Source organism: Sphingomonas floccifaciens (genome assembly GCF_042681125.1).
Lineage (GTDB): Bacteria > Pseudomonadota > Alphaproteobacteria > Sphingomonadales > Sphingomonadaceae > Sphingomonas > Sphingomonas floccifaciens.
Genome location: NZ_JBHUFC010000006.1, coordinates 286,908 through 303,072 on the forward strand (window position 1 = coordinate 286,908; position 16,165 = coordinate 303,072).

Annotated in this window: 16 protein-coding genes; 9 read left to right on the top strand and 7 right to left on the bottom strand. The window is 67.2% G+C overall.

The window, feature by feature from the left end; all coding sequences use genetic code 11:
• The first annotated feature begins 1 nt into the window (after window position 1).
• From ACFSC3_RS14940 to ACFSC3_RS14955, 4 genes are all read left to right on the top strand, one after another.
• Window positions 2-1,231 (top strand): type III PLP-dependent enzyme, encoded by a 1,230-nt coding sequence (locus tag ACFSC3_RS14940; RefSeq protein WP_380941224.1) that lies wholly within the window; start codon window positions 2-4, stop codon window positions 1,229-1,231.
• Window positions 1,232-1,344: 113 nt separating this feature from the next.
• Window positions 1,345-2,424 (top strand): 1,9-bis(guanidino)-5-aza-nonane synthase, encoded by a 1,080-nt coding sequence (locus tag ACFSC3_RS14945; protein WP_380941225.1) that lies wholly within the window; start codon window positions 1,345-1,347, stop codon window positions 2,422-2,424.
• A gap of 161 nt (window positions 2,425-2,585) precedes the next feature.
• Window positions 2,586-3,017, top strand: coding sequence for an MAPEG family protein (locus tag ACFSC3_RS14950; RefSeq protein WP_380941226.1), 432 nt, complete (start codon window positions 2,586-2,588; stop codon window positions 3,015-3,017).
• Complete coding sequence (locus ACFSC3_RS14955; protein WP_380941227.1) at window positions 3,010-3,195, top strand: hypothetical protein; 186 nt, start codon at window positions 3,010-3,012, stop codon at window positions 3,193-3,195. The genes ACFSC3_RS14950 and ACFSC3_RS14955 overlap by 8 nt, the downstream gene beginning before the upstream one ends.
• 170 nt (window positions 3,196-3,365) lie before the next feature.
• On the opposite strand, the gene asnB is transcribed toward ACFSC3_RS14955, so the two are convergent.
• The 3 genes from asnB to ACFSC3_RS14970 form a co-directional block, all read right to left on the bottom strand.
• Window positions 3,366-5,231 carry an asparagine synthase (glutamine-hydrolyzing) gene (asnB, locus tag ACFSC3_RS14960; RefSeq protein WP_380941228.1) on the bottom strand — a complete coding sequence of 622 codons (1,866 nt, stop codon included), beginning with the start codon at window positions 5,229-5,231 and terminating at the stop codon, window positions 3,366-3,368.
• Window positions 5,232-5,335: 104 nt separating this feature from the next.
• Complete coding sequence (locus ACFSC3_RS14965; RefSeq protein ID WP_380941229.1) at window positions 5,336-6,529, bottom strand: pyridoxal-dependent decarboxylase, exosortase A system-associated; 1,194 nt, start codon at window positions 6,527-6,529, stop codon at window positions 5,336-5,338.
• On the bottom strand, window positions 6,526-8,025 hold the full coding sequence (locus tag ACFSC3_RS14970; protein ID WP_380941230.1) for an acyl-CoA ligase (AMP-forming), exosortase A system-associated: 1,500 nt from the start codon (window positions 8,023-8,025) through the stop codon (window positions 6,526-6,528). The genes ACFSC3_RS14965 and ACFSC3_RS14970 overlap by 4 nt, the downstream gene beginning before the upstream one ends.
• A 125-nt stretch (window positions 8,026-8,150) precedes the next feature.
• On the opposite strand from ACFSC3_RS14970, the gene ACFSC3_RS14975 reads away from it, so the two are divergent.
• The gene (locus ACFSC3_RS14975; protein WP_380941231.1) at window positions 8,151-8,387 is read left to right on the top strand and encodes a phosphopantetheine-binding protein; all 237 of its coding nucleotides are present in this window, start codon (window positions 8,151-8,153) and stop codon (window positions 8,385-8,387) included.
• A gap of 405 nt (window positions 8,388-8,792) precedes the next feature.
• Here ACFSC3_RS14975 and trxB read toward each other — a convergent pair whose 3' ends face one another.
• The 3 genes from trxB to ACFSC3_RS14990 form a co-directional block, all read right to left on the bottom strand.
• Window positions 8,793-9,761: a thioredoxin-disulfide reductase gene (gene trxB, locus ACFSC3_RS14980; protein ID WP_380941232.1), complete on the bottom strand. Its 969-nt coding sequence runs from the start codon at window positions 9,759-9,761 to the stop codon at window positions 8,793-8,795.
• 20 nt (window positions 9,762-9,781) lie between these two features.
• Window positions 9,782-10,567, bottom strand: a complete 786-nt coding sequence (locus tag ACFSC3_RS14985) for an enoyl-CoA hydratase-related protein (protein ID WP_380941233.1) — start codon at window positions 10,565-10,567, stop codon at window positions 9,782-9,784.
• Window positions 10,568-10,693: 126 nt separating this feature from the next.
• Window positions 10,694-11,971, bottom strand: a complete 1,278-nt coding sequence (locus tag ACFSC3_RS14990) for a hypothetical protein (RefSeq protein ID WP_380941234.1) — start codon at window positions 11,969-11,971, stop codon at window positions 10,694-10,696.
• Between the two features lie 246 nt (window positions 11,972-12,217).
• Between ACFSC3_RS14990 and ACFSC3_RS14995 the strand changes: the two genes are divergently transcribed.
• Window positions 12,218-12,514 carry a hypothetical protein gene (locus tag ACFSC3_RS14995; protein ID WP_380941235.1) on the top strand — a complete coding sequence of 99 codons (297 nt, stop codon included), beginning with the start codon at window positions 12,218-12,220 and terminating at the stop codon, window positions 12,512-12,514.
• Here ACFSC3_RS14995 and ACFSC3_RS15000 read toward each other — a convergent pair.
• Window positions 12,448-12,774: a hypothetical protein gene (locus ACFSC3_RS15000; RefSeq protein ID WP_380941236.1), complete on the bottom strand. Its 327-nt coding sequence runs from the start codon at window positions 12,772-12,774 to the stop codon at window positions 12,448-12,450. The genes ACFSC3_RS14995 and ACFSC3_RS15000 overlap by 67 nt on opposite strands.
• A gap of 162 nt (window positions 12,775-12,936) precedes the next feature.
• Here ACFSC3_RS15000 and ACFSC3_RS15005 point away from each other — a divergent pair, with 162 nt between their 5' ends.
• The 3 genes from ACFSC3_RS15005 to cysK are packed head-to-tail and all read left to right on the top strand — an operon-like array spanning window position 12,937 to window position 16,141.
• Window positions 12,937-13,818, top strand: a complete 882-nt coding sequence (locus ACFSC3_RS15005; RefSeq protein WP_380941237.1) for an alpha/beta fold hydrolase — start codon at window positions 12,937-12,939, stop codon at window positions 13,816-13,818.
• Window positions 13,819-13,859: 41 nt separating this feature from the next.
• Window positions 13,860-15,224, top strand: coding sequence for an MFS transporter (locus ACFSC3_RS15010; protein ID WP_380941238.1), 1,365 nt, complete (start codon window positions 13,860-13,862; stop codon window positions 15,222-15,224).
• Window positions 15,221-16,141: a cysteine synthase A gene (gene cysK, locus ACFSC3_RS15015; RefSeq protein WP_380941239.1), complete on the top strand. Its 921-nt coding sequence runs from the start codon at window positions 15,221-15,223 to the stop codon at window positions 16,139-16,141. Before ACFSC3_RS15010 ends, cysK begins: the two co-directional genes overlap by 4 nt.
• The last annotated feature ends 24 nt before the right edge of the window (window positions 16,142-16,165 follow it).

The window sequence follows — 16,165 nt, forward strand, 5'->3', positions numbered from 1 at the left end:
GTTGCACCAGCAAGATCGCGCGCTGGGGCTAGCCGCCCCGACCCTCGTTCGTACCGCCGTCGAGATCGCCAAGGAGAAGCCGGTCCAGCCGGTAACTCTCGTTCGTCCGCATGCCGCTGCGCGTGCCGCCCGATTCTTCGTCGAGAAGTTCCCGGGCCGGTCGATGTATGCGGTGAAGGCGAACCCCTCCCCCGACCTGCTCCAGATCCTCTGGGATGCCGGCGTGACGCATTACGACGTCGCGTCGCTGGGCGAAGTGCGGCTCGTCGCACGCACGCTCCCGGACGCCACCCTGTGCTTCATGCACCCGGTGAAGGCCGAGGAAGCGATTCATCAGGCCTATTTCGAGCATGGCGTTCGCGTCTTCAGCCTCGATTCGATGGAGGAGCTGGAGAAGATCGTCGCCGCGACGTCGCGCGACGGTGTGGCCGCGGCGGACCTGACCCTGTGCGTGCGCATCCGCGTATCGTCGGACCTGTCGAAGCTCAGCCTCGCGTCGAAGTTCGGCGTGATGCCGGACGAAGCCAAGGCGCTGCTGTTCGCTGCACGCCAGGCGGCCGATGCGCTGGGCATCTGCTTCCACGTCGGCAGCCAGGCGATGTCGCCCGACGCCTATGCCCAGGCGATGGAGCGCGTGCGCGCGGCCATCGTCGAGGCGGCGGTGACGGTCGACGTGATCGACGTCGGCGGCGGCTTCCCCAGTGTCTATCCGGGCATGGAGCCGGTCGCGCTGGAACGCTATTTCGAGACGATCCACCGCGCGTTCGAATCGCTGCCGGTCAGCTATTCGGCCGAACTGTGGGCCGAACCGGGCCGTGCGCTGTGCGCCGAATACAGCTCGATCATCGTGCGCGTCGAAAAGCGTCGTGGCGACGAACTGTATATCAACGACGGTGCGTACGGCGCGCTGTTCGACGCCGCGCACATCGGCTGGCGCTTTCCGGTCCGCCTGCTGCGCGAGCCGGACAGCAATGCCAAGGACATGGCGTTCAGCTTCTACGGCCCGACCTGCGATGATCTGGACCATATGACCGGTCCGTTCCTGTTGCCGGCGGACATCCGTGCGGGCGACTATATCGAGGTCGGGATGCTCGGCGCCTATGGTTCGGCCATGCGCACCGCGTTCAACGGCTTCGGGTCGGACGAGACGGTCATCGTCGAGGACGAACCGATGGCGAGCCTCTATGCCGAGGTGGAGCCAGCGGTCGCGTCGAACGTCGTCACGCTGTAATCTTCCCACGTCATTCCCGCGAAAGCGGGAATCCAGAGCCAAGCAGGGCGTCGCTCGCGACCCTGGAACCCCGCCTCCGCGGGGATGACGGCTATTTGTTGAGGTAATCGATCATGACCGACACCCTGACCAAGACCGCGGCGGCCAACGCCCCGATCAACGACACCCGCAAGGCCGAACTTCTGTCGAAGCAGGTCAAGCACATCGATATCAAGAGCTTCGACGCGCGCCCGATCGTCGATGCGATGGCGGACATGAGCTTCACCAGCCGCGACCTCGGCCGTGCGACGAAGATCTACAACGACATGCTGGCCGACAAGGACTGCACGGTCTGCCTGGTGATCGCGGGCTCGACCTCGGCCGGCGGCTGCATGGACCTCTATGCCGAACTGGTGCGCAACAACATGGTCGACGTGATCGTCGCCACGGGCGCCACCATCGTCGACATGGATTTCTTCGAAGGCCTTGGCCACAAGCACTATCAAGCGCTTGAAATCCCGGACGATGACACGCTGCGTTCGCTCTACATCGACCGCATCTACGACACGTACATCGACGAGGAGCAGCTGCAGGACTGCGACTTCACGATCAATAAGATCGCGGAGAGCCTGGAGCCCAAGCCCTATTCGAGCCGCGCGTTCATCCGCGAGATGGGCAAGTACCTCGTCGAGCATGGCAAGAAGGACAACAGCCTGGTCAAGCTCGCCTATGAGCATGACGTGCCGATCTTCTGCCCGGCGTTCGTCGATTCGTCGGCGGGCTTCGGCCTGGTGAAGCATCAGGTCGACGCCGCGAAGGAAGGCCGTCCGTACATGGTGCTCGACGCCATCGCCGACTTCCGCGAGCTGACCGAGATCAAGATCCAGGCGGGCACCACCGGCCTGCTGATGATCGGCGGCGGCGTGCCGAAGAACTTCATCCAGGACACCGTCGTCTGCGCCGAGATCCTGGGCCACGAGGACGTCGAGGTTCACAAGTACGCCGTACAGATCACCGTCGCCGATGTGCGCGACGGGGCGTGCTCGTCGTCGACGCTGCAGGAAGCGGCCAGCTGGGGCAAGGTGAACACCGGCATCGAGCAGATGGTGTTCGCGGAAGCCGGCTCGGTGATGCCGCTGCTGGCGAGCGATGCGTATCATCGCGGGCACTGGAAGGACCGGGCGAAGCGGGGTTGGGCGAAGTTGTTCGCCTAAAAGTCGACGTCATGCCGGACTTGATCCGGCATCCAGGGCGGCAGGCGACGCCACTCGTGACCCTGGATGCCCGGTCGAGCCCGGCATGACGATCGATAGGTTGCAGTCGACAACCGAATGATGCAGCCTCACCCCGCAACCACCCGGGGGGAGGCTTTTTCGTGCAGCAGGACATTCTCAAACCCGTCGTCGTTCTGATCGCCTGGACGTTGGTCATGTGGGTCTGGATGCTGGCCACCCGCCTGCCCGCGCTGAAGGCCGCCGGGATCGACCTCACCAAGCTGACCGGCAGCAAGACCGGCGACGCCGACCGCGCGCTGCCGCCCAAGGCCAATTGGCCGGCGCATAACTATAACCACCTGATGGAACAGCCGACGATCTTTTACGCGGTGGCGATCGTCATCGCGCTGACGGGGACCGGCAACGGCTTCAACGCGTGGCTGGCGTGGGGCTATGTTGCCCTGCGGATCGTCCACTCGGTGTTCCAGGCGACGGTCAACAAGGTCGGACCGCGCTTCGTCCTCTTCGTGGCCTCGACGCTCTGCCTGGTGGCGCTTACGCTGCATGCCGCTATGGCTGTCTTCCATGGCTAAGGGCGAAGGATTCGAGCGGCACAAGCAGCCGTGGACCGCCGCGGAGGTGCAGAAGCTGCACACGCTGGCGAAGAAGGGCATGGCGCTGAAGGCGATCGCCAAGGCGCTGACGCGCAGCGAGGAGTCGGTGAAGGACCGGGCGAAGGCGGACGGATTGGGAATCGCGAAGTTGCGGTGACACCGTCACCCTCACCCTTCCCACCGCCTGACGGCGGCGGGCCCAGCGTCGGGTGAACAGCGCCCCGCGCTGTTCAGTCCATGCCCGGGGGCATGGACGACCCGACACTCCTCTCCCAGCGGGAGAGGGAGGGAGCGGCGAAGCCGCGGAAGGGTGAGGGCGACTTAGGTTTAGCTGAACATCCGCCGCACGCTGCGGTCGAGCATCAGCAACTGCCAGAGCAGCAGGCCGTGGTCGGCACGCCCGGCCAGATGGTCCTCCGACAACCGGTCGAGCGTTGCTCGCTCGAACCATGCGCCCAACACCGGCGATTTGCTGAGCGAAGCGGCCTCGCTCGCCAGGTCGCGGCGAAACCAGCCGCTGATCGGCGACACGGGAGTTGGCTCCGGCCGATAGAGGATGTCCTTCGGCAACCAGGGCACCATGGCCTTCCGCATCAGCCATTTGCCCTGCCCGCCGTGGATTCGCAGCCGATCCGGCAGGGTCGCAGCGAATTCGAGCAGGCGGTGGTCGAGCAGAGGCAGGCGAAGTTCCAGGCCGTTGATCATCGACATGCGATCAACCCGCGTCAGCACGTTGCCGGGCAACTGGTGATGCATATCCGTATATTGCGCGGCGTCGAGCGCCGTCCGCGCCGGGGCGGTGCGCATCGTCGCGATCACCGCGTCCTCGGCGCGGTAGCCGCCGAGGCTGCGGCGGAAGGCATCACCGTACAGCCGATCGCGGGCCTCCGGCGTCGTCATCCCGACCGCGTGGGCATAGGCGGCGGCACCGTCGTCGGCGAGCGATAGGAACATCGACTTCGCGCGCAGGGGACGCGGCATCCAATCCGCATCGGGACAGAGCCGTCCGAGCGTACCGAACATCGTCTGCCGCATCTCGCCGGGCAGCAGGCTGCGCACGCTGTCTTCGATCGCGTGGAGGCGGTAGCGGCGGTGCCCGGCGAACGCTTCGTCGGCACCGTCGCCCGACAGCGCGATTGCGACGCTTCCCCGCGCCAGTTCGCTCAACCGGTAGGTGGCGAAAGCGGAAGGTTCGGCGAAGGGTTCGTCGAACGCCGCGACCAGGTTGTCGATCAGGGAGAGGTCGTCCTGAACGGGGCTGCCGCGGCGATGGTCGGTGGCGAAACGCTCGGCGACCGCGTGGGCAGATGCGGCCTTTTCGAAGCCGAGCGACAGCGTCTTGACGGCGCGCGGCGACGCCTCCGCCATCAGCGCGACGATCGCCGAGCTGTCGAGATCGCCCGACAGGAACGCACCGAGCGGCACATCGGCGACCATCCCGCAGCGGACGGCAGAGCGCAGGCGATCGACCAGTTCGGCTTCCAACTCCCTGGGCGAGCCCGTCGCGCGGGTCGTGAAGTCGATGTCCCACCAGCGGCGCGGGGCCGGGATCGGGCGACCGCGTTCGAGGTGGAGAAGTCCGGCGGCGGGCAGCTTCTTCACACCGGCCACGATGCAGGCGTGATCGGGGACGTATCCGAGCGCCATGAAGTCGTCGACGGCGCGGACGTCGACTTCGCGCCGGACCAAAGGATGCACGAGCAACCCCTTGAGTTCCGAGGCAAAGGCGATCGCGCCATCGCTGAGTTCGACATAGTGGAGCGGCTTCACGCCCAGTCGGTCGCGGACCAATGTCAGTGTGTTCGCGTCGGCATCGTGGATCGCAAAGGCGAACATGCCGATCAGCCGGTCGAGCAGCCCCGCCCCCCACGCATGCCAGCCGTGGAGCAGGACTTCGGCATCGCCCGAAGTAGCGAATCGGGCACCCTTTTCCTGCAACTCCGCGCGCAACTCTGCGAAGTTAAAGATCGCGCCATCATAGGTGATCGTCAGCGCACCTGCCTGCATCGGCTGAGGCGAGCCGGCTACGTCGATGGTCGCCAGGCGCCGATGACCAAGCCCGACGCCGCTGCCCGTCCACACCCCTGCCCCGTCGGGACCGCGGTGAGCCAGGGCGTCGAGCATCATCGCGATGCGCGCCGGGTCGACCGGCTTCGGCGTGCCGGGGTAGAATATGCCTGCGGTGCCGCTCATGCCGCCGTCGCGGTACCAAGTTCCGCCGCGGCGTTCCACCGGCCCGGCCGCTTCGCAGGCTCAGTTCGTCGGTGGTCTTCAACCAGCGGCCGACACTGGAGCGATCACGCCAGGACCTCCTGCGCATCGGGATGCCCGAGGAACCGCGCCGGGCTGGCGGTCGCGCCATAGGCTCCGGCCAGGAAGAGCGCGACCACATCCCCGACGTCCGCCCGTGGAAAGGCGATGCGGTCCGCCAGCCGGTCGAGCGGGGTGCACAACGGGCCGACGATCGACACCGTCTCGGTCGGTTCCCCGCCGCGGGCGAGCATGACGGGATAGTTGCGGCGCACCACTGTTCCGAAATTCCCCGTCGCAGCAAGCTGATGGTTGAGGCCACCGTCGACGACGAGGAAGGTCTCGCCCCCGCTATCCTTCCGGTCGACGACGCGGGTCAGGTACACGCCCGCCTCCGCGACCAGCCAGCGGCCGAGTTCGATCGCATAGGCGCAGCCCGGCTCCAGCACCTCGCCGAGCGCCGCGCCGATCGCGGTGACGTCGACCGGCGTGTCGCCCGCGAAATAGGGCACGCCGAAGCCCCCGCCCAGATTGACCAGCGGCGGCATGGCACCCGCGCGATCGGCGAGGTCGCGGGCGAGATGGACCGTCGCGCGCTGCGTCTCGATGATCGCGGCAGTGTCGAGCGCCTGCGACCCGGCGAAAATATGGAAACCGCGCCAATCGGCACCCGCCGCGATCAGCCGGCGGACGAGCGCCGGGACGCGGGCTTCGTCGATGCCGAAGGGCGACGGGCGGCCGCCCATCTTCATGCCGCTGCCCTTGAGTTCGAAGCTGGGGTTCACCCGCACCGCCAGCCGCGGCGTGATGCCAAGCCGATCGGCAATGGCCACCGCGCGGGTCGCTTCGCCTTCGCTTTCGAGGTTGAGCGTCGCACCGACGCGGATCGCGGCCTCCAGCTCGGCATCGCGCTTGCCAGGCCCCGCGAAGCTGATGTGGGCGGCGGGTTTGACGGCCAGCGCCATGTCGAGTTCGCCGGCGGAAGCGACGTCGAGCCCACCGACCAGCGGCGCCATCGCAGCGAGCAGCGGCGCGTAAGGATTGGCCTTGATCGCATAATGGATCTCGACTGCCGGGGGCAAAGCGGCACGAAGTGTGGCGATACGGTCGGCGACGATCGCTTGGTCGTAAACGAACAGGGGCGTGCCGCGGTCCGCAGCCCAATCCTCGGCGGCGCGGCCGGCGATCGCAAGCGGTCCGGGCGCAGTGAAATAGGGCGGGATCGGTCCGGTCGGCTTCATTGACCATCCCCTGTCCGGACGGACTTAGTGAGGGCCGCACGGTCCAACTTGCCGTTGGCGTTGCGCGGCAGGTCATCGCGCCAGTCGTAGCGGGCCGGCTGCATGAAGCTGGGCAGGTCGCGGCGCAGGCGGGCGCGCAGGTCGCCCTCGCGAGCGGGGTCACCACGGACCACGACGACGATCGCCTGACCCAGGCGCGGGTCGGGCACGCCGATCGCGACCGCTTGGACCGCCTCACCGCCGGCGACGACGGCTTCCTCGATCTCGGTCGGGCTGATGCGGTTGCCGGCGGACTTGATCATCTCGTCGTCGCGGCCGACGAAGCGCAGCAGGCCGTCGGGATCGGCGACCGCGGTGTCGCCGGACCAGACTGCCGTCCCGCCCGACCGCGACCATGAGGGCGCGGGGCGAAAGCGGTGGGCGGTGCGCTCATGGTCCTGCCAATAGCCCTGCGCGACGAGCGGACCGGCGTGGACGAGTTCGCCAGGCTCATCGGGGGCGGCTTGCGAGCCATCGGGGCGGACGATCATCACTTCGGCAAAGGGGATCGCACGGCCGATCGAGTCCGGGTGGGCATCGACCAACGCAGGATCGAGATAGGTCGAACGGAAGGCTTCGGTCAGGCCGTACATCGGGTAGAGGTCGGCGTGTGGGAACCGCTCGCGCAAGGCCCGGACCAGCCGCGGCGTCAGCGCGCCGCCGGAGTTGGTGAGGCGACGCAGGGTCGCACCGGCATCGCCCCAGTCGCTCTCTAGCAGTTGCACCCACAGCGGCGGCACCCCGGCGAGCGTCGTAGCGCTATGCCGCGCAACGGCCTTAACCACGTCGCGCGGTGTCAGATAATCAAGCGGGATCACGCGTGCACCGGCCTGCCAAGTCGAGAACAACTGGTTCTGCCCGTAATCGAAACTGAGCGGCAGGACACCGAGGACGCGGTCGTCGGGGGTCAGCCGCAGGTAATGGGCGACACTGACCGCACCGAGCCAGAGATTGGCATGGCTGAGCATCACGCCCTTGGGTCGACCGGTCGAGCCGGAGGTGTAAAGGATCGCCGCCAGCGTATCCGGATCAGCGGTGCCGGGGGGCAGCGGATCGCCCTGCCCCGCCGCCTCGGCCACCATGACGCCCGCTGGGACGTCGCCGGGTTCGAGCGATGCGGTGCGGCTCGGCTGGGTGACGAGCAGGCGCGCGCCGCTGTCGGCGAGGATATGCGCGACCTGCGCGCGTTTCAGGACCGGGTTGATCGGGACATGGACCAGCCCGGCCCGCGGCGCGGCGAGCGGGAGGAAGCAGGCGTCGCGCGTCTTCGGCAGCCAACTGGCGACGCGCGATCCGGGCGGCAGGTCGAACCCGGCCAGCCAGCCGGCCAGGCGCGCGACGGCGCTTTCCGCTTCCGCAAAGGTCAGCGCGCCGGCGCGATCCTCCAGCGCGATGGCGTCCGCATCCCCGCGCAGGACATGGTCGATCGGATGGGGCGTGGGGTCGGGCTGCGCCATGACGGCACATGGCTTGCCTCGCGCGGACTTGGCAAGGCGTGTCGCCCAAAGTAGGGGCCGACAAGGATTTTTCCGGGGGACGTCAGACCGTGCAAGGCGATGGGGCAGCCGAAATCGTCGAAACCGTGCGCGCGGTGCTGCGCGACGTACTGGGCGTGAGCGCCGAGCGCGCCGCCGCCTTTCGGGAAGAAACCCCGCTGTTCGGCGCGCTGCCGGAACTGGATTCGATGGCGGTCGCCGGCGTGTTGACTGAGATCGAGGATCGCCTGGGCATTCTGATCGACGACGACGACATCGACGGCGATACGCTGGCGACGTTCGGATCGCTATGCGAATTCGCGAGCCGCAAGGCGCTGGGGTGACGCCGGGCGCGGGGCAGCGGCCGTGAGCGAAACCCTATTGTGCTCCGGCGAAGGCCGGAGCCGTGGCGATCGAAGCCCTTACGTCCGCCAACGCTCCGGCCTTCGCCGGAGCACGCGATGTCGGCGAGATTAGCGAACAACCCCTCCGTGCTCCCGCGCAGGCGGGAGCCTAGGGTTACTGAGGTCGTCGCTCATTACCCTGGGCTCCCGCCTGCGCGGGAGCACCGAAGGGGATTGCGCCTCGTCTTTTCCTTAGAATCCGATTCAACTGGGTTGATGCATAGCCGTGCTCCGGCGAAGGCCGGAGCGTTGGCGGGCGACCGGTCTTCGACTGCCAAGGCTCCGGCCTGCGCCGGAGCACAGGTTGATTCAACTGGGCTGGAGAATACCCCAGCGCCGCAACATTTACTCCGCCGCTTCCTTCACCGCCTCGAACTCGGCTTCGGCAAGGAAGCGTTCGGCGTCCAGTGCGGCCATGCAGCCGGTGCCGGCGGCGGTGACGGCCTGACGATAGACCTTGTCCATCACGTCGCCGCAGGCGAAGACGCCGGGGACGCTGGTGCGGGTCGAGCCCGTCTCGACCGCGATATAGCCATCGTCGTCGAGCGCGAGGTGGCCGCGGAACAGTTCGGTCGCGGGGTGATGGCCGATTGCGACGAAGCCGCCCTCGACGTCAAGCCGCGACATCTCGCCGGTGACGGTGTCCTTCAGCTCGATCGCGACCAGCCCTTCCGGCGTGCCTTCGCCGACGAAGCGGACGACTTCCTTGTTCCACAACACCGAGATCTTCTCGTTGGCGTGGAGGCGCGCCTGAAGGATCTTCTCGGCACGCAGGGTGTCGCGGCGGTGGATCAGCGTCACGTCGTCGCTGTGGTTGGTCAGGTAGAGCGCCTCCTCGACCGCGGTGTTGCCGCCGCCGATCACCGCGACCTTCTTGCCGCGATAGAAGAAGCCGTCGCAGGTCGCGCAGGCGCTGACGCCCTTGCCCTTCAGCAATTCCTCGCTGTCGAGACCGAGCCACTTGGCCTGTGCGCCGGTCGCGATGACCAGCACGTCGCCCTCGTACACGTCGCCGCCGTCGCCGATCAGGCGGAAGGGACGCCGCGTCAGGTCGACCTCGACGATCGTGTCCCACATCATCCGCGTGCCGACATGCTCGGCCTGCGCCTGCATCTCCTGCATCAGCCACGGGCCTTGGACGACTTCGCGGAAGCCCGGATAATTTTCGACGTCGGTCGTGGTCGTCAGCTGGCCGCCGGGCTGGATGCCCTGGACGACGATCGGCTCCATGCCGGCGCGCGCGCCGTAGATCGCGGCGCTGAGGCCCGCCGGGCCGGAACCGAGAATCAGCATCTTGGTGGTGTGCGTAGTCATGCGTCGCGATGTAGCGAAGATTATCGTCCGCGGAAGTCCGGTTTGCGCTTCGATAGAAAAGCCATGCCGCCTTCCGCCGAATCCGCGGTGCGGCGGGCCTGACGCTGGTCCTGCGCCTCGCGTTCCAGCGCATCGGGAAGGCGCGATTCGAGCGCGGCGGCTACACCGCGGCGGATGAGGCCCAGTGCGATGGTCGGGCCGGCGGCAAGGCGTTGGGCCAGGGCAAGCGCCTCCGCCTCCAGCGCGTCGTCCGTCACGACCCGGTGGATCATGCCCCAGTCGAGCGCCTTGGCCGCCGGCACCCGCTCGCCCAGCAGCATCATCTCCAGCGCGCGGGCGCGACCGATCAGGCGAGGCAGCATCCAGCTGGCGCCGCCATCGGGGACGAGGCCGATGTTGACGAAGGCCTGGAGGAAATAGGCGGACTCGCTCGCGACGCAGAAATCCGCAGCGAGTGCCAGGCTGCACCCGATGCCGGCGGCGGGGCCGCGCACAGCGCTGACGACCGGTACGCCCAGATCGACCACCGCCTGGATCGCGGGATTGTAGCTGGCGGTCAGCGCGTCATAGGTCGCCTGCGCAGGGTCGGCCGATTGCAGCGCCCCCGCTCCCACATCGGCGCCCGAGCAGAAGGCGCGGCCGGCACCGGTCAACAGCACCGCGCGAGCGTCGCCGATATCGGCCAGCGCCGCGGTAATCCTTTCGAACATCGCGGATGGCGCGGCATTCAGCCGGTCGGGGCGGTCGAGCGTGATTACCAGCACATCGCCGTTCCGCTCGCAGCGGATCATCTGTTCGTCGGCCATCCATCTCTCCCGGTCACGTCACCGCTTGTGGCGCGAAGCGGCGCGGCCGAGCAAGAGCGGACATGAAAAAGGGGGCGACCCGCAGGCCGCCCCCCTTCATTCGCATCCGACGTGCGACGGTTCGGCTTACTGCGCAGCGGCAGCCGGAGTCGCGCCGGCGACGCCGGTGTCGAGATACTGGAGCCAGAAGGCCGCGATATCCTTGCGCGGGCCGGTCGACACCGACTGGAACGCGGTGCGCGCCTGGTCCTTCTGACCTGCCTGGGCATAGGCCGCACCGGTGTGCAGTGCGAGCTCGGAGGCGTCGACGCCGCCCTTCTGCCCGGCCAGCGCATACATCTCGAGCGCTTTGGCGGTGTTGCCCTGGCCGAGATACGCGTCGCCCGTCGACAGCGCCATCTTGCCGTTCCCCGCGGCCTTCGCCTTGGTTTCCGAGCCGGCCAGCGAGCCTTCGCTCTTCAGCGCAGTGTTGACGTCGGTCATCGTCCGCGTCGCGCTGGCATCGCTCGCCGGGATCTTGCCGGTCGCCTTGCCCTCGTCGATCACCGCCTTGGCTTCGGCCGGATAGCCGCCGATGTACAGCAGGTCGGCATATTCCAGATAATCGCCACGGTCGGCGAGCGACTTGGTGGCGCGCATCAGGCGGAACAGGTCGATCTGCATGCCGCGATCGAGCTTACCCTTGGCCGCACCGTCGCGGTAGATAAGCAGCGATTCGCGCCAGTTCTTCGCGGTCGGATAGGCCTTCAGCTTGCGCATCGACCACTGCGACGTGGCGGCCGGGTCCTTGCCGTACACCTTGCCGAGCGCATAGTTGTACAGGTCTTCCGACGGCTTCTTGCCGGCCGCGATCTCGTCGTTGATCGTCTTGTCGATCGCGGCGAGGCCACCGGCGGTATTGCCGGTTTCGATGTTCGCCGATGCGATACGCAGCTGCAGCGCCTCGTTCTGGTACCCCAGCTGCTGCGCCTTCGTCAGATACGGCAGCGCTTCGGCATACTTCTTCTTCTGGAACGCCGCTTCGCCGCGCAGGAAGTTGTACTGGCCGAGCTGCGCCGGTGGTGTCTTCGGGTTGACGATCAGCTTGTCGAGGATCGGCGCCAGCGCCTGAAGATCGTTCGACGGCGCGGTCGCCTGAAGCTGCATCGCGGCGACGAAATACTTTTCCTCGTCGGTCGTCGCCAGCGGTTCGGCGATGGCGGTCTGAGCCAGCGCGGTCGGATAGTCCTTGGCCGTCAACGCGGTCTGCGCAGCCGCCAGCGGCTTGCGGATGGCGTCGGACAGCTTGGGGCCTTGGGCCGCCTTGTCGTTCTTCTTCTGCGCCGCCGCCGGAAGCGCGATGGCGGTCGACACGACGCCGGTCGACAACGCTGCCGCCAGCGCAAGCTTCGAGATAGACTTCATGATCCGGGATCTCCTGATGCGAGCCCTTCTGATGGGGGTCGGGCCGCTAGTATCTGCCCCCGCGCGGCGGAGCAAGCCGCGGCGTTGACTTGCATTATGTGTGGGCGACTGAACGGTTTTTGAACGGCATATCGATCGAACCGCAGATTTCCCGTTGTGGGGCACGCCCTCTGACGACCGATGGGAACCAACATTCGGCATCGACGTAGATCGGTCGCGCGCAAATCATGGGAAGGATGGGTGCGAATGCGGGGTCTGGAAGGCTATCTGCGCCGCGCCGCGATCGGCGGGCTGGTCATCGCCGGGAGTGCGGTCGTCGGCGTGGGGACAGCGCAGTGGACGATGGCGGAGGCGACGACCTTCTACACCTACCCCGTCAATCGCGGAGCCCCGCTCTATGCCCGGCAGCGCGCCGTGGCGGACGACTTGTGGGACCGGCAGGAAGAGATGACGCCCGCCGACGCCGGTACGGTCGATTATGCGGCGGCTGGCTCGACGGCCACCAGCGTGCAGCCGACATACCTCTCCGCCTCAGGCTCGTAGAGACCGCTGATCGTGAAGGCGCGGCCGGTCAGCTTGGGATCACCGAGACCGGTGACCTTGAAGCTGCCCAGCTTCTCTTCCCGCGGCAACATGCCGTTCCGGGCGACGGTGATCGCGTCGACGTAGAGTTCCCCATGCCGCGTATAGGCAACATGCGGCGCCAGCACGATCTTGTCGCGGTTGTAGGTGGCGTTCACGCACAGTTGCTTGACGATCGCGGCGAACAGGGTCGGCACGGGGCCGGAAGGATCATCGGACATGAAAACGGTCTGAAGTTGAAGAATGGTTCAGGTCCATAGCCATTCCGCTGCGTTGCAACAAGACGCCTTGGCCAACCGATATGTCCGCGCCGCGGTACGCAGTCGTGCGGAACGGGGTTCCGACCCGCCCGTTGAGATGACGCAAAATAATGGGAGTTGTCCATGCCTTACGTCAAAACCCGTGATGGGACCGACATCTATGTGAAGGATTGGGGCAACGGCCGTCCCGTCGTCCTGATCCACGGTTGGCCGCTCTCGTCCGACATGTGGGATGCGCAGAGCATGGCGCTGGCCGATGCCGGTTTCCGTGTCATCGCCTATGATCGCCGCGGCTTCGGCCGGTCGGGGCAGCCGTGGAGCGGATACGACTATGACACGCTGGCCGACGATCTGGCCGATGTGCTGGAAGCGACGGGCGCTAACGAGAATGTGACGCTGGTCGGCTTCTCGATGGGCGGCGGCGAGGTCGCGCGCTACATGTCGCGGCATGGCGGCAAGGGCGTGATCTCCACCGCGCTGCTCGGCTCGGTCGTGCCCTATATGCTCAAGACCGACGACAATCCGAACGGCGTCCCCGAAGCGACGCTGCAGGAGATCGGCGACGGCATCAAGAAGGACCGCGCGGACTTCTTCCGCAACACCTTCTTCGGCCAGTTCTTCGGTGTCGGCACATTCTCCAGCCCGGTCAGCGACGAAGTGCTGCACACCGCGACGCGTATCGCAATGGATGCCAGCCTGAAGGCGACGCTGGCGTGCGCGGAGTCGTTCGGCCACACCGACTTCCGCGGCGACTTGGCGTCGTTCACCGTGCCGACGTTGATCGTCCACGGCACCGCCGACAAGACCGTGCCGATCGACGCCACCGCGCGCGAGGCAGTGAAGGGCATTCCGGACGCGCAGCTCGTCGAATATGACGGAGAGCCGCACGGCTTTACCGAGACGGCGCGGGATCGCATCACCAAGGATCTGCTGACGTTCCTGGGCGATCCGGGACAGCAGAGCTTCGTGGGTGGCAACAAAAGCTCCGAACCTCTGACTGCCTGACATCATTGCGCGGCATCGGCCTGCCCGCCTAAGGAACGGGCATGGCCGATGCCGCACCCCACCCCCTCACCCACCCCAATTTCCGCGCCTATTGGCTGGCGCGCTTCTCCACGACGCTGGCGCAGACCGCGATGGTTATCGTCATCGGCTGGCAGGTCTACGACATCGCCCGCGAGACGATGGGCATCAAGGCGGCTGCCTTTCAGCTCGGACTGGTCGGCATCGCACAGTTCCTGCCGCTCCTCTTCCTGTCGCTCTACGCCGGCTGGGTCGCCGATCGCGTCGACCGGCGCTGGATCGCGCGCGCGTCGGTCGGGCTGGAAGCGGCCTGCGCCATTACGCTCGGCTGGCTGACCTGGACCGGGCACATCACCCTGCCCGCACTCTTTTTCGTCGCGGCCCTGCTAGGCGTCGCGCGCGCCTTCGCCGGGCCGGCGCTCGGTGCGCTCGCCCCGAACCTGGTGCCGAAGGCGGTGCTGCCCACGGCAATCGCGTTCAGCTCGATCGCGTGGCAGGCCGCATCGGTGCTGGGGCCGGCGATGGGCGGTTACCTCTATGCCGTCGCCGGGTGGGTGCCTTACGCCGTGTCGGGTACGCTGTTCCTGCTGTCGTTCGCGATGCTGATGCTGATCGGCGCGATCCCGCGAGCCGTAATCACCAGCACGCGCGGGCCGTGGGCGCAGATGATCGACGGGCTGCGCTACGTCCGGCGCAACCGACTGGTCTATGGCGCGATCAGCCTGGACCTGTTCGCAGTCCTGCTGGGCGGTGCGACGGCGATGCTGCCGATCTATGCCCGCGACATCCTGCAAGTCGGAGCCGAAGGGCTCGGTCACTTGCGCGCGGCGCCGTCGCTCGGGGCCGTCGTCGTCGCCCTGTGGTTCGGCATCCGGCCGCTGCGGCGCAACGTCGGCGTCAAGATGCTGGTATCGGTCGCGATCTTCGGCGCGGCGAACGCGCTGTTCGGCTTGTCGGTGCCGATCTTTCAGCCGATCTTTGGTGCGGCGGCGGTGGGTAGCGACTTCGCGCCCGCGGTGCTGTTCGCGCTCGCCTGCCTGTTCGTCGTCGGCGCTGCGGACATGGTGTCGGTCTATGTCCGCCAGTCGCTGATCCAACTGCACACCCCCGACGAGATGCGCGGGCGGGTCGGCGCAGTGTCGACACTGTTCATTTCCGGCTCGAACGAGCTGGGCGAGGCGCGGTCGGGCTTCCTCGCGGCGCTCGTCGGTCCGGCGGTGGCGGTGACGGCAGGCGGCATCGCCGCTGTCGCCGTCACGGCGCTGTGGGCGCGCATCTTCCCGCAACTGCGGCTCGCCCGGACGTTCGATCCGCCGGACGAGCTCTTGATCCTCGACCCCGATATGCCAAATCCCAAGCCCGTTCACGCGAAAGGACCGACGTCATGAAGGCCAATTCCGTACTCGAGACGATCGGCAACACGCCGCACATCCGCCTGTCCCGCTTGTTCCCGGACAGCGAAGTGTGGGTGAAGTCCGAACGCTCCAACCCCGGCGGGTCGGTGAAGGACCGCATCGCGCTCGCGATGGTCGAGGCGGCGGAAGCCTCGGGCCAGTTGCAGCCGGGCGGCACGATCGTCGAGCCGACCAGCGGCAACACCGGCGTCGGCCTGGCGATGGTCGCGGCGGTCAAGGGATACAAGCTGATCCTGGTGATGCCGGAGAGCATGTCGCTCGAACGCCGCCGCCTGATGCTGGCCTATGGCGCGAAATTCGACCTGACCCCGCGCGAGAAGGGCATGAAGGGCGCGATCGAGCGCGCGCTCGAAATCGTCGATGCGACGCCCGGCGCCTGGATGCCGCAGCAATTCGAGAACCCGGCGAACATCGACGTCCACGTCCGCACGACGTCACAGGAGATCCTGAACGACTTCCGCGACGCGCCGATCGACGTGATCGTGACGGGCGTCGGCACCGGTGGGCACATCACCGGCGTCGCCGAGACGCTGAAGAAGGAATGGCCGAACCTCAAGGTTTTCGCGGTCGAGCCGGCGCTGTCGCCGGTCATCTCCGGCGGCCAGCCGGGACCGCACCCGATCCAGGGCATCGGCGCGGGCTTCGTGCCGGCCAACCTCCACACCCAGGCGATCGACGGCGTGATCCAGGTCGACGCCGCCGTCGCCAAGGACATGGCGCGACGCTCGGCCGCCGAAGAGGGGCTGCTGGTCGGCATATCGTCCGGTGCGACGCTGGCGGCGATCCTGCAGAAGCTGCCCGACCTGCCCGATGGCGTGCGCGTGCTCGGTTTCAACTACGACACGGGCGAACGCTATCTGTCCGTCCCGGATTTCCTGCCGGAGGCTTGATAGCGCGCGGCGTTCGCGGCATTT